The 20,595-nt window shown below is 66.7% G+C and carries 20 protein-coding genes; 5 read left to right on the top strand and 15 right to left on the bottom strand.

The window, feature by feature from the left end; genetic code table 11:
- Window positions 1–8 precede the first annotated feature (8 nt).
- Window positions 9–1,448: a MocR-like transcription factor YczR gene (yczR, locus tag ACZY08_RS14015; RefSeq protein WP_463744281.1), complete on the top strand. Its 1,440-nt coding sequence runs from the start codon at window positions 9–11 to the stop codon at window positions 1,446–1,448.
- 13 nt (window positions 1,449–1,461) lie between these two features.
- Here the strand turns inward: yczR and ACZY08_RS14010 are convergent, their stop codons facing one another.
- Genes ACZY08_RS14010 through ctaD form a run of 3 tightly spaced genes read right to left on the bottom strand, consistent with a single transcriptional unit; the run spans window position 1,462 to window position 4,818 of the window.
- Window positions 1,462–1,770 carry a hypothetical protein gene (locus ACZY08_RS14010; RefSeq protein ID WP_463744282.1) on the bottom strand — a complete coding sequence of 103 codons (309 nt, stop codon included), beginning with the start codon at window positions 1,768–1,770 and terminating at the stop codon, window positions 1,462–1,464.
- Between the two features lie 36 nt (window positions 1,771–1,806).
- Window positions 1,807–3,048 (bottom strand): phosphoserine phosphatase SerB, encoded by a 1,242-nt coding sequence (serB, locus tag ACZY08_RS14005; protein ID WP_463744283.1) that lies wholly within the window; start codon window positions 3,046–3,048, stop codon window positions 1,807–1,809.
- Between the two features lie 42 nt (window positions 3,049–3,090).
- A complete protein-coding gene (ctaD, locus tag ACZY08_RS14000; protein WP_463744284.1) occupies window positions 3,091–4,818 on the bottom strand; it encodes an aa3-type cytochrome oxidase subunit I in 1,728 nt (575 codons plus the stop codon).
- Window positions 4,819–5,000: 182 nt separating this feature from the next.
- Here ctaD and ACZY08_RS13995 point away from each other — a divergent pair, with 182 nt between their 5' ends.
- Complete coding sequence (locus ACZY08_RS13995) at window positions 5,001–6,068, top strand: iron-siderophore ABC transporter substrate-binding protein (protein WP_463781808.1); 1,068 nt, start codon at window positions 5,001–5,003, stop codon at window positions 6,066–6,068.
- On the opposite strand, the gene ACZY08_RS13990 is transcribed toward ACZY08_RS13995, so the two are convergent.
- Genes ACZY08_RS13990 through ACZY08_RS13940 form a run of 11 tightly spaced genes read right to left on the bottom strand, consistent with a single transcriptional unit; the run spans window position 6,061 to window position 17,754 of the window.
- Window positions 6,061–7,125 (bottom strand): isopenicillin N synthase family dioxygenase, encoded by a 1,065-nt coding sequence (locus tag ACZY08_RS13990; RefSeq protein WP_463744286.1) that lies wholly within the window; start codon window positions 7,123–7,125, stop codon window positions 6,061–6,063. The genes ACZY08_RS13995 and ACZY08_RS13990 overlap by 8 nt on opposite strands.
- Window positions 7,122–7,655, bottom strand: a complete 534-nt coding sequence (locus ACZY08_RS13985; RefSeq protein WP_463744287.1) for a hypothetical protein — start codon at window positions 7,653–7,655, stop codon at window positions 7,122–7,124. Before ACZY08_RS13985 ends, ACZY08_RS13990 begins: the two co-directional genes overlap by 4 nt.
- On the bottom strand, window positions 7,652–8,620 hold the full coding sequence (locus ACZY08_RS13980) for an allantoicase (RefSeq protein WP_463744288.1): 969 nt from the start codon (window positions 8,618–8,620) through the stop codon (window positions 7,652–7,654). The genes ACZY08_RS13985 and ACZY08_RS13980 overlap by 4 nt, the downstream gene beginning before the upstream one ends.
- Window positions 8,621–8,673: 53 nt before the next feature.
- Window positions 8,674–9,426, bottom strand: a complete 753-nt coding sequence (locus tag ACZY08_RS13975; RefSeq protein ID WP_463744289.1) for an aspartate/glutamate racemase family protein — start codon at window positions 9,424–9,426, stop codon at window positions 8,674–8,676.
- Window positions 9,423–10,724: an allantoinase AllB gene (allB, locus tag ACZY08_RS13970; protein WP_463744290.1), complete on the bottom strand. Its 1,302-nt coding sequence runs from the start codon at window positions 10,722–10,724 to the stop codon at window positions 9,423–9,425. Before allB ends, ACZY08_RS13975 begins: the two co-directional genes overlap by 4 nt.
- Window positions 10,717–11,568, bottom strand: coding sequence for an N-acyl homoserine lactonase family protein (locus ACZY08_RS13965; RefSeq protein WP_463744291.1), 852 nt, complete (start codon window positions 11,566–11,568; stop codon window positions 10,717–10,719). Before ACZY08_RS13965 ends, allB begins: the two co-directional genes overlap by 8 nt.
- Window positions 11,568–13,148 (bottom strand): ABC transporter substrate-binding protein, encoded by a 1,581-nt coding sequence (locus ACZY08_RS13960; protein ID WP_463744292.1) that lies wholly within the window; start codon window positions 13,146–13,148, stop codon window positions 11,568–11,570. Before ACZY08_RS13960 ends, ACZY08_RS13965 begins: the two co-directional genes overlap by 1 nt.
- A complete protein-coding gene (locus ACZY08_RS13955; RefSeq protein ID WP_463744293.1) occupies window positions 13,145–13,780 on the bottom strand; it encodes a cysteine hydrolase family protein in 636 nt (211 codons plus the stop codon). Before ACZY08_RS13955 ends, ACZY08_RS13960 begins: the two co-directional genes overlap by 4 nt.
- A complete protein-coding gene (locus ACZY08_RS13950; protein ID WP_463744294.1) occupies window positions 13,781–14,785 on the bottom strand; it encodes an ABC transporter permease in 1,005 nt (334 codons plus the stop codon).
- Between the two features lie 48 nt (window positions 14,786–14,833).
- Entirely contained in the window at window positions 14,834–15,703 is an 870-nt protein-coding gene (locus ACZY08_RS13945; protein WP_463744295.1) for an ABC transporter permease, read from the bottom strand.
- Window positions 15,703–17,754 (bottom strand): dipeptide ABC transporter ATP-binding protein, encoded by a 2,052-nt coding sequence (locus ACZY08_RS13940; protein ID WP_463744296.1) that lies wholly within the window; start codon window positions 17,752–17,754, stop codon window positions 15,703–15,705. Before ACZY08_RS13940 ends, ACZY08_RS13945 begins: the two co-directional genes overlap by 1 nt.
- Before the next feature lie 224 nt (window positions 17,755–17,978).
- Between ACZY08_RS13940 and ACZY08_RS13935 the strand changes: the two genes are divergently transcribed.
- From ACZY08_RS13935 to ACZY08_RS13925, 3 genes are all read left to right on the top strand, one after another.
- The gene (locus tag ACZY08_RS13935; protein ID WP_463744297.1) at window positions 17,979–18,659 is read left to right on the top strand and encodes a TetR/AcrR family transcriptional regulator; all 681 of its coding nucleotides are present in this window, start codon (window positions 17,979–17,981) and stop codon (window positions 18,657–18,659) included.
- A gap of 10 nt (window positions 18,660–18,669) precedes the next feature.
- Entirely contained in the window at window positions 18,670–18,945 is a 276-nt protein-coding gene (locus tag ACZY08_RS13930; RefSeq protein WP_463744298.1) for a YciI family protein, read from the top strand.
- Between the two features lie 160 nt (window positions 18,946–19,105).
- Complete coding sequence (locus tag ACZY08_RS13925; protein ID WP_463744299.1) at window positions 19,106–20,155, top strand: NAD(P)-dependent alcohol dehydrogenase; 1,050 nt, start codon at window positions 19,106–19,108, stop codon at window positions 20,153–20,155.
- Between the two features lie 65 nt (window positions 20,156–20,220).
- On the opposite strand, the gene ACZY08_RS13920 is transcribed toward ACZY08_RS13925, so the two are convergent.
- On the bottom strand, window positions 20,221–20,571 hold the full coding sequence (locus tag ACZY08_RS13920) for a DUF3349 domain-containing protein (protein WP_463744300.1): 351 nt from the start codon (window positions 20,569–20,571) through the stop codon (window positions 20,221–20,223).
- Window positions 20,572–20,595: the final 24 nt, after the last annotated feature.

The following is a 20,595-nucleotide window of genomic DNA, read 5'->3' as shown; positions in this document are numbered from 1 at the left end:
GCCTCATTATGTCGACGGATATGGCCACCAGAGCCCTCGATGTGGACCTGTTAGCCCGCGAACTGGGCAACTGGCGTACCTCCAGCCAAAGTGGCCCCGCCTACCTGGGCCTGGCCGACGCCATCCGCCTGCTGATTGTGGACGGCCGGGTTCCGGTCGGGTCACGCATTCCCAGCGAACGCGCGCTGGCCGAGTCGCTGCGGGTGTCACGCACCACGGTCACCGCGGCCTTCGCCCAACTGCGCGACGACGGTTACCTGCACGCCCGCCGCGGCGCCCGCAGCATCACCGCCCTGCCCGCCGCAGGCCACATCGAGCCCGACGCCACCACGCCGACGGTCAGCCTGGCCGCCGCGGCGCTGTCCGCACCCGGTACCGCCGTGCTGGAAGCCTTCGCCGAAGCCGCCCGCGATATCGCGCCCTATCTGCGCGAGCCGGGCCACGAACTGATGGGCGTCGGCCCGCTGCGTGCAGCCATCGCCGAAAGATATTGCAGCAGAGGCCTACCCACTGATCCGGACCAGATCATGGTGACCAGCGGCGCCCAGCACGCCATCGGACTGATCCTCGTCAGCCACACCCAGCCCGGCGACCGGGTCCTCGTCGAGCAACCCACGTACCACGGGGCGCTGTCGGCGATCTCGACTGCCGGCGCACGAGCGGTCCCGGTCGCGCTCACCGACGACGGCTGGGAGCTCGACGCCGTGCAGGCCGCGCTGCGACAACTCGCGCCGAGCCTGGCCTACCTGGTTCCCGACAGTCACAACCCGACCGGGTTCACCATGCCCGCCGCCGAGCGAAAGCGGTTGGGACAGATCATCTCCGACACGCGAACCCGCACCATCGTCGACGAATCCATCGCCGACATGTGGATCGACGAGGCGCCGCCCGAACCGCTGGCCGCCTCGGTGGCCCGCAACGATCTGGTCCTGACGATCGGCTCGATGTCGAAATCGTTCTGGGGCGGCCTGCGGGTCGGCTGGATCCGCGCCGAGCGCAGCACGCTGGCCACCATCGCGGCGATCCGGCCTTCGGTGGACCTCGGTACCCCGATCCTCGAACAGCTCGCCGCGGCGAAACTGCTCGCGATGCGTGCGGAGGTGCTGCCGGAGCGGCGCGAGATCATCCGCGCCCGTCGGGAGTTTCTGGTGGCCTTGCTGGCCCGCGAGCTGCCGGACTGGCAGCCGGGCCACGGCCGCGGCGGAATGTCGTTGTGGGTGAAGCTGCCCGCGCCCATGAGCACCGCGTTGGCGGCCGCCGCGATGCGGCTGGGTCTGGATGTGCCCGCCGGACCGCGATTCGGGGTGGACGGGACGCTGGAGCGGTTCATCCGGCTGCCTTATGCGCTGCCGGAACCGGAACTGGAAGAGGCGGTGCAACTGTTGGTGCGGGCTTGGCACAGCATCACCGGCACGCTCAGCGCGCAACCTCAGACGCTGGTGGTCTAGGCCCTCGCCGGAGCTACGGCTGCTGCGACATCGCGTAGCAGGTGCTGTAATGCTCGATGGTGCACGGAATTCCGTTCACGGTCGGCAACTGGCCAGGCTTGTTCGTGATGTTGGTTCCGCCGGCAGTGGGCGCCATCACCGGCGGTGCCACCGCGCCCATTCCGCCGCCGGACGAACCGGCCACGCACACGCCCTCGAACTTTGTCTGCACCGTTCCCGACGGGCATCGCTTGGCCTCGGCCGGGGCCGCGACAGCCAGCTGTCCCAGAACTGCCGCAACGGCGAACACGCCAACCACGACCGTGTGCTTCAAGTTCGCCATGCCCCTACCCTACGGCAGGGGCGACCTGGCGCGCTGTCAGTCCTCGGGGATCTCGACGCGGCGCAACACGCCGTCCTGGGCGTCGGCGGCCTCGATCTCGCCGCGGGTGACGCCGAGGATGAACAGCACGGTGTCCAGGTAGGGATGGCTCAGCGACGCATCGGCGACCTCACGCAACGCGGGTTTCGCGTTGAACGCGACGCCGAGCCCGGCGGCTGCCAGCATGTCGATGTCGTTGGCCCCGTCGCCGACGGCGACGGTCTGCTCCATCGGCACGCCGACCTGCTGGGCGAAATCGCGCAGCGCCTTGGCTTTACCGGGCCGGTCGATCACCTGACCGATGACCCGCCCGGTCAGCTTGCCGTCGACGACCTCCAGTTCGTTGGCGGCCACGTAGTCCAGCATGAGTTCGTGGGCGAGCGGTTCGATGACCTGGCGGAAACCGCCTGACACCACACCGCAGTGGAAGCCGAGCCGTCGCAACGTCCGGATCGTGGTTCGGGCGCCCGGTGTCAGCTCGACCTGTTCGGCTACATCGTCGAGCACCGAGGCAGGCAGGCCCGCCAGGGTCGCCACCCGGCGGTGCAGGGATTCGGCGAAATCCAGTTCGCCGCGCATCGCTGCTTCGGTCACGGCGGCCACCTGTGCCTCCATGCCGGCCCGGGCCGCCAGCATCTCGATGACCTCACCCTGGATCAGGGTGGAATCGACATCGAAGACGATGAGACGTTTGGCGCGACGGGACAGGCTGTAATCCTCGAGCGCGATGTCGACGCCTTCGTCGACGGCCACCTGGGCGAGCGCCGACTGCAATTGGCTGTAAGCGGCACCCGCAGGTACCGATACGCGCAGTTCCAGGCCGGTCACCGGGTAGTCGGACACACCGCGGATCGTGTCGATGTTGACTCCCAAGCCCGCCACCGCACGGGCCACCACGCTGAATGCCTCGGCGGTGATCGGACGGCCCAGCACCACGATCGTGTGGGTCGACGGCTCGCGCATGACGGGCATGTCGCCGCTGCGCTCGACGGTCACGTCCAGGCCGAGGCGGTGGATCGCTGTCTCGACGTCACTGCGCAGCGCGTCGGCAACCGTTTCGATCGGTGCCGCGACCAGCACACCCAGGGTGAGCCGGCCGCGGACCACGACCTGTTCGACGTTGCGCAGTTCCACTTGATGGCGGGCGAGCACCTCGAACAGTGCCGACGTGACACCGGGCTGATCGACTCCGGTGACGGTGATCAGAACCGACGAGCGCTCTCGTGGAGCACCGTTCATCGAATCACCTTCGACGTGCTCACCCCCGGATGCTGCCACCCGTCAGCTGGAGCTGTCCGCAGACTCGAGCTCTGGGTGATGTGCACGGCCCACGTGGGCCTCGGCGCGCATCCGCTCGACCATGTGCGGGTAGTGCAGCTCGAACGCCGGGCGCTCCGAACGGATCCGGGGCAGCTCGGTGAAGTTGTGCCGCGGCGGCGGGCAGGAGGTAGCCCACTCCAGCGAGTTGCCGTAACCCCACGGGTCGTCGACCATCACCGGCTCGCCGTAACGCCAGCTCTTGAACACGTTCCACACGAACGGCAGCGTCGAGATGCCCAGGATGAAGGCGCCGATGGTGGAAACGACGTTCAGGGTGGTGAAGCCGTCGGACGGCAGGTAATCGGCGTAGCGACGCGGCATGCCCTCGTCACCGACCCAGTGCTGCACCAGGAAGGTGGTGTGGAAGCCGATGAAAGTCAGCCAGAAGTGCAGCTTGCCCAGGCGTTCGTCCAGCAGGCGTCCGGTCATCTTCGGGAACCAGAAGTAGATGCCCGCGTAGGTGGCGAACACGATGGTGCCGAAGAGCACGTAGTGGAAGTGCGCGATGACGAAGTAGCTGTCGGTGACGTGGAAGTCGATCGGCGGGCTGGCCAGCAGCACGCCGGACAGGCCACCGAGCAGGAAGGTGATCAGGAAGCCGACCGAGAACAGCATCGGCGTCTCGAATGTCAGCTGGCCCTTCCACATCGTGCCGATCCAGTTGAAGAACTTGATGCCGGTCGGGACGGCGATCAGGAACGTCATGAAGGAGAAGAACGGCAGCAGGACGGCGCCGGTGGCGTACATGTGGTGCGCCCACACGGCGACCGACAGGGCCGCGATGCTGATGGTGGCGTAGATCAGGGTGGTGTAACCGAAGATGGGCTTGCGGCTGAACACCGGGAAGATCTCGGAGACGATGCCGAAGAACGGCAGCGCGATGATGTACACCTCGGGATGCCCGAAGAACCAGAACAGGTGCTGCCACAACAGGACACCGCCGTTGGCCGGGTCGTAGATGTGAGCACCCAGGTGGCGGTCGGCAGCCAGGCCGAACAGCGCGGCGGTCAGGATCGGGAAGGCGATCAGCACGAGGATCGAGGTCACCAGGATGTTCCAGGTGAACACCGGCATGCGGAACATCGTCATACCCGGGGCACGCATGCAGACCACGGTCGTGACCATGTTGACGCCACCGAGGATGGTGCCCAGACCACCGACGGCCAGACCCAGGATCCAGAGGTCGCCACCGGCACCCGGCGAGTGGATGGCGTCGGTCAGCGGCGAGTAGGCCGTCCAACCGAAGTCCGCGGCACCACCGGGGGTGATGAAGCCGCCCATGGCGATCAGCGCGCCGAACAGGAACAGCCAGAACGACAGGGCGTTCAGCCGCGGGAACGCCACGTCGGGCGCGCCGATCTGCAGCGGAAGCACCAGGTTGGCGAACCCGAACACGATCGGGGTGGCGTAGAACAGCAGCATCACTGTGCCGTGCATGGTGAACAGCTGGTTGAACTGCTCATTGGACAGGAACTGCAGGCCAGGCATCGCCAGTTCGGTACGCATGAACAGCGCCATCAGCCCGCCGATCGCGAAGAACGCGAAGCAGGCGACGCAGTACATGATGCCGATCAGCTTGTGATCGGTCGTCGTGATGAGCTTGTAGATCAGGTTGCCCTTGGGGCCCATCCGTTCCGGAAAAGGACGACGTGCCTCGAGTTCTCCGATTGGGGGCGCTTCGGCTACCAAGAGATCCTCCAAAGATTCGTCGGGAAATCCCGCATATCGACCTGAATCCTAACGCTCCCGACGGCTTGTGCGCCCGTGGGTCCTACAAACCGTCGTACTGAGTCGCGCCCTGGAGTCACCACTTTCGATGGCGAGGCCCTGACCAGCGACAAAGCTGTGAATGTTACGGTCGGCCGGTGCTGATGAACCGACCCCGCGCCGCAGTCGCGGTGATCGCCGCGGCTGCAACGCTTGCCAGTGGATGCGGTTCGGCGGAGCAGACGCCGCAGTCGCAGACGTCGATCTCCACCAGCGTCACCAAGATCGCCGATTCCGGCGTGTTGGGTAATCAGCGCAAGCCCGACGAATCCTGTGCGGCCGAGCCCGCCGCCGCCGATCAGTCGGCGCGCGAGGTCCGCAACGCACGCGCCGACGGTGCCGATGTTCCGGAGTCCACCGAGGTGCGCGGCGATCCGCAGCGCATCGTTGCACTGTCCGGCGACCAACTGGACGCATTGTGTGCGCTGGGCCTGCAGTCCCGGATCGTCGCGGCCGCGCTTCCGGATGGTTTGTCCGAGCAACCCTCCTATCTCGGTGGGGTCGTGCACGGAGTGGCTCCGGCCGGCAGTCGGGGCGCACCGGACCTGGATGCCGTCAAGGCAGCCAACCCGGAGTTGATCCTGGGTTCGGCGGCGCTGACTCCGGCATCCTTCGGCGCACTGTCGGCGATCGCCCCGACGGTGTTCACCGGTGCGCCCGGTGCCGGCTGGCGTGACACATTGCGGGCGGTGGGTGAGGCGACGGGCCGCAAGGACGCCGCGGCCGACCTGATCGCGAAGTTCGACGACGCCGCCCGCGACACCGGCGCGAAGAACGACGCCCCGCATTTCCAGGCTTCGGTGGTTCAGCTGACCGAAAACACCGTCCGGGTGTACGGGGCCGACACTTTCCCGGGCAGCGTGCTCGCTGCGGTGGGATTGGATCGCCCTGCCGCGCAACGATTCACCGACAAACCCTACGAAGAGCTCGGCACCACCGACGCCGACTACCGCAGCGCGGACGCAGACATCGTCTACGTCTCGTTCGCGTCCGCAGCAGCGCGGGACAACGCGCCGAAGATCCTCCAGAGCCCGGCCTGGCGGGCCTTGTCCGCGGCCAAGGACAACCGGGTGTTCGTGGTGAACAACGAGGTGTGGCAGACCGGGCAGAACATCGTGGCCGCCCGCGGCATCCTCGATGACCTGCGCTGGGTCAACGCCCCGATCAACTGATCCTTCCGTCGACCCCGTGCACGGCCTGCTGGCCGAATTGGCCGGTGGCCAGCGCCCCGTCGGGCAGCACCAGGTCCCCGGCCTGCATGCGCCGACGCAGATACGTGAAGGTCTGCGCGGTCTGGGCGAACAGGTGCTCGCCGGCTCGCAGCGCCGGGCGCTGCGCCCCGTCACCGCTGACGAACCGCGGCAGTGGTTTCACCTCCGTGTGGTAATCGACATTGAAGAACAGCGGGAATGAGTAGCGCTCCTGCGCCACGCGGCGCACCCGGTGGCTCGTGGCCACGAACGCCCCGTTGGTCCACAGTTCGAGCAGATCCCCGATGTTGACGACGAATGTGCCGTCCACCGGCGGCACGTCGATCCACTCGCCGGCGCCGTTGAGTACCTCCAGGCCTGGCGCCGTGGGCTTGAGCAAGGTGAAGCACTCGTAGTCGGTGTGCGCGCCGATGCCCTGTCCGTCCTGCGCGTCGGCGTTGTACGGGTAGTGCATCAACCGCAACTGGCTGGGTGTCTTGGTGGCGTGGCGGGAGAACACCTCGGGGTCCTCCCCCAGCGCCACCGCGAACGCCCACAGCAATTGGCGGCCCACGTCGATCACGGCCTGGTAGTAGGAGGTCACCGCCTCGGCGAATCCGGGTAGGTCGGGCCACGTGTTGGGTCCCAGCATCGGGTTGCCGGCCAGATGGTCCGGGTCGTCGGCCGGCAGGTCCAGTGCGGTGTCGAAGGCTTCCTTCAGATCGGGCGGGCTGTCGGATTCGAGGCCTTCCTCCCCCACTGGGACGTAACCGCGGTGACAGCGTGAGTATCCGATGTAGCTGCGCATCTTGTCCTCGTGCGGCAGCGCGAAGAATTCCTTTGTGGCGGTGAGCATCCGCTCGAACACCGCCTCGTCGACCCCGGAGCCGCTGATGTAGAAGAAGCCGACCTCGCGCGCCGCGGCGCCGATCTCGGCCGCCACTCGCTCCCGCTCGTCGTAGCGGTCCGACCGCAGCCCGCTGATGTCGATGACTGGCACGGCGCTGAAGGCCGCCAACGATGATGCATTGCCACTCACAGTCCCACTGTCCCTTCGGTTCGTTCCACGACCCAGCGCACGCCGTTGGCCTGAATCTCCTTGCCTTCCAGATCGATTGCCAGCGCAGCCCACTGTGGGCCACCCACCGAGTCGATCACCACATCGCCACCGCCCAGCCAGCCGAAGGTCGGCCCGACGCGCACCAGGACGGCCAGGCTGTCGTCAGGCCCCCGTAGGAAGAGCCCACCGTGCGGGGCCGTCGGCCCTGGATCGCGTACCCAGTGTTCGACGTAGTCCTCGTGCACCCCGGTCTCGATCAGGGTGTTTCCATCCCAACGCATCTCACCCTCGTCCGGGACCGGGCCCGAAGGTTGGAGTTCGACGTCGCGCCGCCAGATGAAGACGGTGCCGCGCTGGATCAGCTCACCACCGAAGCCACGGGAGTCGACGTAAGCACTGCCGGCCTGCAGCCACGCGACGCCGCTGTCCGTGTCGCGTGACCCGTCGGCTTCGATCAGCAAGGTGCGCTGCCACAGTCCGGCACATTCCGAGGCCATGACCTGATTCACGAACATTCCTCCCACAGATCCCGGAGCTGCTGCAGCCCTTTGCCGGTCGGTGTGCCCAGGGCCCGCACCCTGGCGATACCACCGTCCGGATAGGCGTTCACGCGTATCGCGGTGACGGCCCGGGCGTCGACGATGAACACCTGCCGGGCGTCGGCGGCCAGGTGCCTGCGCCCTAGCACCGGGATGTCGAACGGTACTGCTGCCCAGCCCTGTTCGATGGACGGTTGGACACGGGCACCGAGTACCGCCACCTCCCGGGAGGCATTGAACACGAAGCAGGACGTGTCGATCTCGATTCGCTTCACATCGGTCGGCACCGTGAACGAGATGACCACCGCGTCATGGGTGTCCGGACCGATATCGCGGCGTCTGCGTGTTTCCCAGCCATCGCCCATGTGGCGTGGCCGGTGGGGTGCGACGAGCGCGCGCGCATCGGAATAGAAAGCGTCGCTGCACCACTCGACGCGTCCGCCCTGTTCCAATCCGGATACCTCGACGGTGACGTCGGACCACAGTGCCGGATCGGGGATCACGTCACCGAACACCCGCAACCGGGCGACACCGCCATCGGTGGTCAGCGACAGCCGCACGTGCGTCCAGCGACGGCCATCGGACACCGTCATCACGTTGTTCGAATCCGGCTTCAGCACAGTGGTTTCCACCACGGTGGTCCATTTGACGGACGGACTCGTCGCATCCGCGTCGGGAGGGAGCACGGCCGCGTCCAGCCGACAGGCCTGAGGATGGTTGCCCGAGAACGACCTGGTGTCAACGTCGATCGTCCGAAGGCGCCCGGGCGCACCCAGCCGGACGATGGCCCAGTCGCCACCGGGCCCGGCGTGACGGCGGGTCTCCCAGCCGTCCACGACCTCACCTCGCAGGTCGTAGGTACCCGGCACGAACGCCGGCTCGGCCGGATCGACCAGTCGCTCCTTGAAGCCGAATGATTCGTCGCTGGCGGCCATCACACTTCCTCCGACGACTCGAGAGGCAAGGTCCACTCCGGGTACCGGGAGAATCATCCGTGCCGCCCCAGAGCGGGCGAGATCGGCCAGGGGCTGCGCGGGTTGTCCGGGCCCGGTGCGTACACCCCCGCCTTGCTGGTCGACAACCCGAGACCGACGACGGCCTGAGCGAGACTGACGGCGGCGGCCACTCCGTCGATGACCGGCACGCCCAGTTTGGCGGCGACCGCGTCGACGATCCCGGACATCCCTGCACACCCCAGGCAGATCACGTCGGCACCGTCTTCGGTGACCGCTCGCGCCGCCTCCTCCATGATGGCCTCGATCGCACCTTCGGGATCGGCATCGACGGTGGCGGTGTCCAGGCCGCACGCCCGTACCGAGCTGCAGTGCGCGGCGAGCCCGGCGAGCTGCAGCCGATCCTCGATGGGCGCGATGGATCGGGCCAGTGTGGTCACCACCGAGAACCTCCTGCCGATCAAGTGGGCGATGTGGGCTGAACATTCGGCGATGTCGAATACCGGCACGGTCAGCATTTCGGCGAGCGCATCCCTGCCGTGCTCACCGAATCCGGCCACCACAACAGCGTCGAAATCGAATTCACCCGCTTCGGTCAGCCTGGCGACCAGGTCCATCATGCCGACTGCAGCCAGGTAGCTCTCGGCAGCCGAGTCGATCGCCGCGCTGCCGAACAGCGGTGCCAGGCAGACGATCTCGGTGCCATCGTGCGCCGCCGCGGTGGCCGCTGTGGCGATCTCGGCGGTCATCGACCCCGAGGTGTTGGGATTGAGCACCAGAATCCTCATGCCGGTTGCCCCACCGCCTCCGATACCGCAACGCCGGACACCCAGGTTTGCACCGCCGCACCCCGGATCGTCATCCCTGCGTATGGACTCACCCGGTGGCGGTGGTGCAGATCGTCAGTGTGCACGCGCGTTTCGGCATCAGGGTCGAAGGCACACAGGTCGGCCCTCAGCCCCGTCGCGATGCGTCCCCGGTCGGTGAGACCAGCCAGCGCAGCAGGCTGCTGCGCCATCCAGCGACTCAGATCGGGCAGTCCGAATCCGCGCTGCGCCGCATGTGCCCACACCGCGCCCGGACCGACCTGAAGTGAGCTGACACCTCCGAAGGCGCTACCGAAATCCCCGTCCGCCTTCAGCTTCGGAGCGCACGGCGAGTGGTCGGAGACCACCATGTCGAGCGTCCCGTCCAGCAGTCCCTCCCACAGTCCGTCACGGTTCCCGGCGTCCCGGACGGGCGGACATGCGGCGAACTCTGTGCCGCCGTCGGGGATCGTCTCCGCTGCGAACGTCAGGTAGTGCGGACACGTCTCGGCTGTCACCGAAACGCCCGACCGTCTGGCATCGGCCAGCATCGGAAGCACGTTCACGCTGGACACATGCACGACGTGGGCACGTGCACCGCTCGCCGCCGCCGTGTCGATCACGAGCCGCACCGCATCCTCTTCGGCGGCGTCGGGGCGGGACCGCAGGAACGACGCATAGCGTCGCCCTCGCGGCGGTGCACTGCCCGCGATCACGCGGTGACTCTCGGCATGCACCAACAGCACCGAGTCGAGTTCGGCGATGCGGCTCATGGCGGTACGGAACTGGGCGGGAGTCAGGTATCCGAAGTCAGGGTTGCCGGAATCGGCGAGAAAGCACTTGAACCCACGCACGCCCGATGCCGCCAACGCTTCCAGCTCACCGAGATTCTCCGGAACCACCCCCGCCCAGAACGCGACGTCGACACGGCAGTTCCCTTGGGCGGCGGCCTGTTTGGTACGCAGTGCCGCGACGCTCGTGGTCACCGGACTGCAATCGAGCGGCATGTCGACGATGGTCGTGATGCCGGCAGCAGCCGCCGCGGCCGTTGCCGTGCCGAAACCCTCCCAGTCGGTGCCGGGGTCGTTGACGTGCACGTGGGTGTCGACGAAACCGGGTAACAGCACGTCATGCGACGGGATCTTCACGTGGTCGTCTGCCGGCACGTGAGCGTCGACCGCACCGATACCGGTGATGATGCCACCGTCGATCACCAGCGACGCCGGCCGTAGCTGACCGTCGAGAAGCACCCGCTCGGCTCGGATCACCAGATCAGCCATGGTGTGTTCCCGAAGTCACCGGCCCGAAGCGCTCGTGAAAGTGATCGGTGAGTCCGGGCCACACCTCCGGGTCGTGACCGGGTATCAATTGATACCCCTTGTCGCGCGCCAGCTTCTTGAGCTTGCGGATCGGCTCGACCGTTTCCTCCGGCTCGACGTCGATGAACCCGCCGATGGGGAGCTCATGCTCGATGTTCTCCGTCAGATCCGCTGCGTCGAACGCGAACACGAAGCCGCCACCGCCCACGGACTCATCGAGCTCCACCGCGAAACTCTGATGTCCGGGAGTGTGTCCGTACGTCGGGATCGCGGTGATTCCGGGCGCGATGGTGGCCTCACCGTCGGCCAGTCGCCAGTCGATGTTCGGATCGTCGAAGTCGACACGGACGATCGCATTGCGTTCCGGCTCTGGGTGATTCGACAGACCGTAGTCGAGCTCGCGGCGCTGGGCATGCACCGGAACCTTGCCGGCGAACAATTTGAGTCCACCGGCATGGTCGTGATGCAGGTGACTCACCGCGACGGTACGGATGTCGTCGAAGGCGACTCCGACCTCGGCGAGCCGCTGTTCGATCGGTTCGCCCGGACCCGGCAGCACCGGCCGATACTCCACCGTCGGGAAGAATCGCCGATACAACGCCGGGTCACGCACCAGCGCGGTGTTGAATCCCGTATCGAGCAGCACCCATCCCCCGTCGGTCTGAAGCAGCACGCCCGGAACGGGTTCGCGCATGCGCTGCTCGGCCGGCGCCCCGTACACCGACACCGATTTGGGCAGTTCCTCCCAGCCCAGCGTGAGCAGGATGATGTGGCGGACTCCGCTTTTGCGGATCAACGTCGCCATCAGCCCACCGACAACGCGGCGAGCCGCAGCGAGTTGGGGTTGGTTACCACGTGCGACTGTTCGACACCCTTGAGCCACGGCTGGGCCACCACGAAGTCGTTGACGTCGGCGATGTTGAGCCAACAGCCGGTCTTGACCGCTTCCAGTCCGGCCCGCGAGAACACGGCGGCATCTCCGGTGGGCAGACCGGTTGCCAGTGCGTCGGTGACCGGCGGCGCCGAGCAGCCCAGATAGTTCAGGCCACCGTCGGCATCCCAGGAGATGTGGCCCCAGGTGTACGGGGACGGGGCGTCGGGCCAGGCCAGGGCGGTGAAGATCTCCGGAGCGGATTGACCGTCGGTGCCGACCCAGCCGTAGATCTCCGAGGTCGGGTAGGCCTGTACCTTCGCCGTCAATCCTGCTGCGGCAAGCTGGGTCTGCAGCAGATTGCTGACCAGTTGATTGTCAGGGTTGCTCGAGTCGTAGCCGATCGTGATGGCCTTCTGGTCGGCGGACAGTCCCCCGGCGATGCCGGTGAGCACCGACGGATCGTGAGCCACCGCCTGTTTGGCGAAGTCCGAGGCCATCATGTTGGGCGGATAGATCTGTCCCGCCACATCTCCCCGTCCGAAGTACGTCTGCTTGACGAGCTCGTCGACGTTGATTGCCTGAAGGACCGCGGTGCGGTTCCGGGCGTCGGTCATCATGCCCTTGTGCGGGTTCACGTAGAGGTAGTTGGACATCATGGTCGGCAGCGAATAGTTGGTGAATGCCTTGTTGTCCAGATAGGACTGGACCGCCGACGAGGGCAGATCGTGCAGGATGGCGGCGAGTTGCCCGTTGTTGAACTGGAGTTGCTGCGCCGAGACGTCGGTGATCACCGGCATCTCGACCTTCTCGAAGTACGGCTTGGGTCCCCAGTACTCCGGGAATGCCGCCAGCGCATAACGGGATCCCACATCGGCCGCGGTGAGTGTGTACGGGCCGGTCCCAAGGTCGTGGCTGGTCAGGTAGCTCTGCGCATGATCGGCTCCCGCATTCTGCTGCAGGCCCGCAGGACTCAGCATCCTGGGCCCGTATGCGCACGCGAGATAGTCGAGAAAGGCCGCGTTGGGGGCCTTCAGGGTGATGGTGACATCGTAATCACCGTGTGCGGTAACTGATTCCACGTCTTTGACCATGTAGGACGGGCCTTGGTCGACGGCCAGGCGGCGATCGAAGGATGCCTTGACGGCCTCCGCGGTGAACGGGGTGCCGTCATGGAACTTCACGCCTTGGCGCAGTTTGAAATCGAACACCTTGTTGTCCGGCGACGCTTTCCACTCGGTGGCCAGTAACGGTTCGAGTTCGGGCTTGTCGGTGCCGGCCTTGTACTGCAGCAGCCCCTCGTAGGTATTGGTGGTCAGCAGCAGGCCCTGGCCGGCGTAGTAGATGTCCGGGTCTGGCGGCTGGCCGGGGTCCTGCAGGAACGACAGATGCAGCACCTTGTCGGTCGGCGCCGCACTGGGCGTGCTGCTTCCCGAATCCGCACCGCCGCAGGCGCTCAGCGTCAACGCTGCCACCGCACTCACGGCGGCCATGGTCTTCCATCGCTTGATCATCGGGCAGCTCCTTCGAGAACAGACGGGGAAGTGGTGAGTTCGGAGAAGGCGGCGAGGATCTCGTCGGAGGTTCGCACCGCACCGGTCTGCAGGTACTCCATGGCATCGAGCGCGGCGTCGTGCCGATACTGCGACGACCCACCGACGCAGTCGGTCACGACGCGGACGTAGAAGTCGCGCTGGTGGGCGTCGGCGAAGGTGTAATGCACACACACGTCGGTGAGTCCGCCGATGAGGATGAGCGTCGACGCCTTGAGGCCGGACAGCACGATCTCGAAATCCGTTCCGATGAAACCGGAGTAGCGCCGCTTCACGATGTGGAACTCGTCGGGCAGTGGCCGCAGGGTCGGTTCCAGGTCGGTACCGGGCTGCCCCTCGACGCAGTGAACACCCTCGGTACCGTCGAGCTCACGCCCGAAGTCGATTCCGCTGGGCCGGTGAACCTCCTGGAAGAACACCACCGGCACGCCCGCCGCACGCGCCGCGGCGAGCAGCTTTTCCGCGACGGCGACGCGCTCGGCGTGACCGGACATCACCGGAATCCCGGCATCCTCGGCCGACATCGCCCCGCCTTCCTGTATGTCGACCACGACAAGAACTGGATTCCCCACGATGAGTGGCTGTTTGGGCACCTAACCTCCTATGACTGCGATACGGGGATCTGCTGCCGCCTGGAGTAGGTCCACGGCGGTGTTGATGACTACATAGAGCGCACCCAACATCAGGGTCACGCCCGCGATGGCCGGGAAGTCGGCGACCGGGATGCTCTGGGCGATGTACTGGCCGATACCCGGCCATCCGAACACCTGCTCGACCACCAGCACGCCCGAAAACATCAGGCCCACTTGCAGTCCGGTCATCGACAACGCCGATCCCACGGAGTTGCGCAGCACGTGGCGCGTCATGATCTTTCCCTCCGACAGACCTTTGGCGCGGGCAGTGCGTGCGTAATCACTGTCGATGTCGGTCATGAGGCTGCTGCGCAACACCCGCCCGATCGCTACGGCCGGCCCGATGGCGATCACGACCGCCGGCAGCATCAGGTGGTGCACCGCGTCGGCCACCACGTCGAACCGGCCGTGAACGAGTCCGTCGACCGTCAGCAGACCGGTCGGCCCGGTGGGCGGGTTCGGCACGGCGATCCGGCCGTTGGCCGGAACCCAACCCAGGTTCTGGTAGAACACGATCAGCCCGAGGATGCCGAGCAGGAACATCGGCGCCGCGGCCCCGGTGAACAGGATTGCCCGGAGCACCTGTGCACCAGGCCATTTCAACGTGGTGCTGAACGCCAGCAGGGCCGCCAGCGCCAGCGCGATCACGATCCCGAAGATCGCCAGTTCCAATGTGGCAGGGAGAAAGCTGCCGAGGTCCGTCAACACCGGGTGCCGGGTGCGGTAGGACGTTCCGAGGTCGCCGGTGACGGCGTTGGTCAGGTAGTGCCAGAACTGCACGAGGACCGGCTGGTTCAAACCGAGTTCCTCGCGCCTGGCGGCGACGGCTTGGGCCGAGGCCTGGGCGCCGAGCTGGGCCTTCACCGGATCCAGCGGCGAGATGTGCTGGAGCACGAACATCACCCCGGTAAGGGCGACCAGGATCGCCACCATCGCGCCCACCCGGGAAGCCACGAAAGTCTTCAACCAAGTACTCCTCTCTTCGCGCAAGCGCTCATCGGCCGTACTCCTCGCTCAACGGTTCTTCATCAGGTTGCGCAGACAATCCCCCGCGATGTTCCCGACGAGAGCGAGCACCAGGACACCGAGACCCGGCATCACCGGAATCCACCACTGCTGCAGGAAATAACTGAGATTGCGGGCCGAGTCCGCACCCAGCTCAGGTGCCGGCGCCGACTGTCCCAGACCGAGGAACGACAGTGCGGCCACGGTGAGGATCAGGGTGCCCAGGTCCAGGCTGGCGGCGACGAAGGCATTCGGTAGCGCGCCGGGCAGCAGGTGCCGGGTGGCGAGCCGGAACCGGCTCACGCCGGCCAGCTTTGCGGCCTCGACGTGAGGTCGAGCGGCCAGGCGGGCGATCTCGCCCCGTATCAGCCTGGCGTAGAACGGCCACCAGACGATCGACACCGCGATCAGTGTGTGCACGAAACTCGGCCCGAGTGCGGCCACGACCGCGATCGCGAGCACGGGCGCGGGCAGTGACAGGAACGCATCCGTGATGCGCATCAGCATCGAGTCGATCCAGCCTCCCGCCGTGCCGGCGATCAAGCCCACCAGCCCGCCGACCGCCAGGCCGACCGCCACCACCACCAGTGCCGCGAACCAGCTCGAACGTGCGCCGTAGAGCACCCGAGACAGAATGTCGCGGCCGACGCTGTCTGAGCCCAGCAGGAAGCCGTTCTTGCCCGGAGCCTGCAGCGGCATACCCACCGGGGTGAGCGGGTCGTGGGGGGCGAGCAGCGGGACCGCGACGACGAGCAGGGTCAGCACGATCACCATCGAGAATCCGGCCCAGTTCACAACGGTGGACCGCGGCCACGACCATGACATCCGGCGTCGGGTACCGGCACGGGCCGGCGTGGGGAATGCGATCGCTATCGCCATCAGACGGCCCGCCTTTCGATACATGCCACGAGATGGGGATTGCCCGGTGTGCCTTCCAGCCGGACGTCGAGTTCGTCACCGCCGCATGCCGGTATCGCGATCGGGCATCGGGGGTGGAAAGCACAGCCGTCCGGGGGCGACAGCGGGCTGGCGGGTTCGCCGGACAGCACGCGTGATTCGCGGCCGAGGTCGGGGATCGCATCGACAAGGGCCCGGGTGTAGGGATGCGCCGGGTCGGCGATCACACGGTCTGCGGGTCCGATCTCGACGATGCGGCCCAGATACATCACGGCGATCCGGTCAGCGACCACCCGGGCAACCGACAGATCGTGGGTCACGAACACGACCGACATGTCCAGGCTGCGGCGTAGATCCCCGATCAGGTTGAGGACCGAAGCGGCCAGTGACACGTCGAGCGCGCTGGTCGGCTCGTCACACAGCAGCACCGAAGGTGGCACGACAGTCGCCCGCGCCAGGGAAACCCGTTGCCGCTGACCGCCAGACAGCTCCCCTGAGCGTGCTCTGGCCACCTCGGCCGGGAGGCCGACCCGGTCGAGCACATCGCTCACCGCGTTTCGGCGCTGAGCCGCCGACATCTTGCTGCCGCGCAGCCGTTCTGCGATCAGCTCACCCACCGACAACCAGGGCGTCAGTGAAGCGCCCGCATCCTGGAAGACCATTTGCGGACGGTGACCGCCGGCGACCTGGACAGAGCCCGAGGTCGGGCTTTCCAGCCCGGCGATGATCCGCAACAGCGTCGACTTGCCCGAACCACTCTCGCCCACCAGCGCCACGGATTCTCCCTGGCGCACACGCATCGTCACGCCTCGCAGGGCGTGCAGCTTTCCGTGATTGTCGGCCGAACGATCGAGCCATCGCCGCGACACCGAGAACGTCTTGGTGATGTTGGCCAGCGCCACGGCCGGCGGCTGCTCACTGCTGCCCTGCTCCTTGGCCGGAAACAGACCCACGGCGCCGGCCGTCGAAGCGCCCGACATCGCGGCGATGTCCGGTATCGGCCGGATGCAGGCGCTGACTCGTTGCGGCGCAACCACAACGGGCTCCGGTAACGATGTGGCACAGTCGCCGACTGCCGCTGCGCACCGCGGCTCGAACGCACATCCGGGCAATGGCGACGCCGGGCTGGGCACCGCGCCGGGCAGCGCCGCGAGCTTCCGGTCACGTGCGGTATCCAGAGTGAGCCGGCTGCCGAGCAGTCCTTTGGTGTAGGGATGGGCGGGGCAGGCCAGTACCTCGGCGGCAGGGCCGATTTCGGCGATGCGACCCGCGTAGAGCACCGCGATGCGGTCGGAGATCTGCGCCGCTACGCCCAGGTCATGGGTGATCAGTACGATGCTGCAACCGATCTCGTCGCGCAGCCGCTGCAACAGCCGCAACACCTGGGCTTGAACGGTGACATCGAGCGCGGTGGTCGGTTCGTCGGCGATGACGAGTTCCGGGTCCCCGGCGACCGCCATGGCGATCATCACCCGCTGGCGCAATCCTCCGGAGAGTTCGTGCGGATATGCCCGCATCCGGCGCTTGGGTTCCGGAATGCCGACCGCGGTGAGCAGTCGCAGTGCCTCGTCCTCGCTGCCGGCGGCCTCCGCGACCTGCTTGCCGATCCGCATGGTCGGGTTGAGCGAGGTCATCGGATCCTGGAACACCGCACCGAGGTCGAGGCGGCGCACCTTGCGCAACGCCCTGGTTCCGCCGCTCACCATGTCGGAGTTCGCCACTCGGACCGCCCCGCCGATCTCGGCGGTCTTGGGCAACAGCCCGAGCATCGTGAATCCCAGAACTGTTTTCCCGGAACCAGATTCACCGACCAGGCCGACTATCTCCCCCGGGGCGATGGCGAGGGAGACCCCACGCAGCGCGTGGATGTTGCGACCGTTGCGACGGAAAGTCACGCGCAGGTTGTCGATGGTCGCGATCGGTTGTGGCGGTGGGAGTGACGTTGTCCCGGCACGCACCACCGATTCGTCCGCCGCGGTGTCTGTCCTGTCGAGGTCCGCGGGAAGGGTGACGTCGATCGTGGCCTCAGCCATCGTGTGCCTCCCAGAAGCGATTTGGCGATTGCGCGTCACCACCGTGTGCCGCAGCCTGTCGAGCGACAGTTTTCACCGGCGGCGGCGTCATCTGGTGTCACAGGCGTTAATGAGGTGTTAAGGAATTGACGGGCCCGGTAACTGCCACGTGTCGCGCGTTTCTATCGAGTGACCGGTACCCGTTGCGCTGGCTCTTCGTGGCCGAAGGGCCAACCATGGGCCCTATGGCAGGAAGACCACGGGTGCACGCCCAGCGTCGGCAGGGGCTCACCGCTCGTGACGAAATCCTCGACGCCGCAGGGGAATTGTTCACCACAACCGGCTACGCGGGAACGTCGACCCGAGCGATCGCCGAGGCGGTCGGCGTCCGCCAGGCCTCCCTGTACCACTACTTCAAAACCAAGGACGACATTCTGTGCGCTCTCCTCGAACAGACCGTTGCGCCGACACTCAAGTTCATTCCGAGCCTGCTCGGCGCCGAGTCTGCATTGACCGCCGATGAGCACATGCACGCACTGGCGGCGTTCGACGGCGCCCAACTGATGTCGGGCCGGTGGAACCTCGGTGCGCTGTATCTCCTGCCCGAATTGCGTGAAGCCAAGCTCGAACCGTTCTGGTCGGACCGGGAGCAGCTACGACTGCACTATCTGACTGTGAGTCGCGCGCTGTGCCGGCGGACCGGCGTTCACGAAGCGGCCGCCGACCTCCCGTTCCGGCTCGTCGAGTCGTTGGTCAATGTGTGGTCGATGCCGGTCGGCCCGGAACGTTCCGAGATGCCGTTCCACGTGGCGGACGCCTGTATGCGGGTACTGGGCGTGCCGGACGATGCCGCCTCGGCTCTGCGGGCGTGTAGCCGCCAGGTGATCGACAGACACAACACGAGCACCGTGTCCGCAGCCCCGTAGGGTGCTGTGCATGTTCCACGTGCTCACCACGACCTATGTGCAACCCCTCGATGTCGTCGATCAGACCCGCCCCGCCCACGTCGCGTGGCTCAAGGACGAAGTGGCCGCGGGCCGCATCCTGCTGGCGGGGCGTCTGGAGTCGGCGACGGGCGCCGTGCTGATCACCGGCGATCTCACCGAGGAGGAGGTCGAGGACGTGATCGCCCGCGATCCCTACACCTTGGCCGGGCTGATTCGCTGCGAGCGCACGTCCTTCAACGGGTCGGTCCGCGCGCCTGGGCTGTGACCGCATCCCGGCCTCGATCCGGGATCTATGTCACAGGCAGTAGCGGGATTACTGCTGCCGCCGGCGTCGTTGCAAGTCCTGGACTGCCTCTCAGGCAGTAGTCAGTTAACCGGACTAACCTTTTCTGGGACAAGTAAGACGACGAGCAAAGAGGGCTTTGATGAGCACTGTTTATGCCTATGCCGCGAACTCCGCGACCGAACCGCTGACCAAGACCACCATCACCCGCCGCGAGGTAGGGCCGCATGACGTGGCATTCGACATCCATTTCGCCGGCATCTGCCATTCCGACATTCACACCGTGAAGGCCGAGTGGGGCACCCCGAACTACCCCGTCGTGGCCGGCCACGAGATCGCCGGCGTGGTGACCGAGGTCGGGTCCGAGGTGACCAAGTACAAGGTCGGTGACCATGTCGGCGTCGGCTGTTTCGTCGACTCGTGCCGCGAATGCGACAACTGCAAGGCCGGGCTGGAGCAGTACTGCACCGGCGGCGGCATGATCGGCACCTACAACGCGATCGGTCGCGACGGCACCCCGACCTACGGCGGCTACAGCGGCGCGATCGTCGTCGACGAGAACTATGTCCTGCGCATCCCCGACAGCATCCCGCTGGACAAGGCCGCTCCCCTGCTGTGCGCCGGCGTCACCCTGTTCTCGCCGCTGCGGCACTGGAACGCCGGGCCGGGCAAGAAGATCGCCGTGATCGGTCTCGGCGGCCTGGGCCACATGGGCGTCAAGCTGGCGCACGCGATGGGCGCGCACGTCACCGTGCTGTCGCAGTCGCTGAAGAAGATGGAAGACGGCCTGCGCCTGGGCGCCGACGAGTACTACGCGACCAGCGACCCGGACACGTTCAGCAAGCTGGCCGGCCGCTTCGACCTGATCCTCAACACCGTGTCGGCCAATCTCGACCTCGGCGCCTACCTGGGCCTGCTCAAGACCGACGGAACCCTGGTCGAGCTGGGCGCGCCGGAGAAGCCGCTGGTGGTGCCGTTCTTCCCGCTGGCCGCCTACCGCCGCAACCTGTCCGGTTCGATGATCGGCAGCATCCCGGAGACCCAGGAAATGCTCGACTTCTGCGCCGAGCACGACGTGACCCCGGAGATCGAGGTCATCCAGCCGGATTACATCAACGAGGCCTACGAGCGCGTGCTGGCCAGTGACGTGCGGTACCGCTTCGTGATCGACACCGCCTCGCTGCGCGCCTAGTCGAAAACCACGTCAACGCCGGGGGTTGCAGTCACGTCAGCGACTGCAACCCCCGGCGTTGCGCGTTATGTGCCCTCGGTGTCGGGGGTGGCGTCGGCCTCAAGGTCGACGCCGGCCAGGGGCCAGCCCGCGGCGGCCAGTCTGGCCGCGACCCGGGCAACGTTCTCCGGTCCGGCGTCGTGGTGGGCGACCTCGGCGATGAACTCCGCGATGTCGTCGCGCTCGATCGGATCGTCGATGTCGGCGGGTGCTGCGGCCTCGGCGATATTGCGCACCACCTCGGCCACCTGCTCCTCGGTGAGTGGGGTGGCCCGCAGCAGCGCGAGCAGGGGCACCCGATCGGTGCCCGGGACCCCTTCGGGGTAGCCGGCCCGCAGCCAGTTCAGGACCGAGATCAGCAGCGACTTTGTGGACACCCGGCTAAGTTACGCGGTTGTCCC

Source organism: Mycobacterium sp. IDUB_9, from assembly GCF_055419505.1.
Note: the sequence above shows the minus strand (reverse complement) of the source record. Positions and strands in the feature narration are given on the sequence as shown.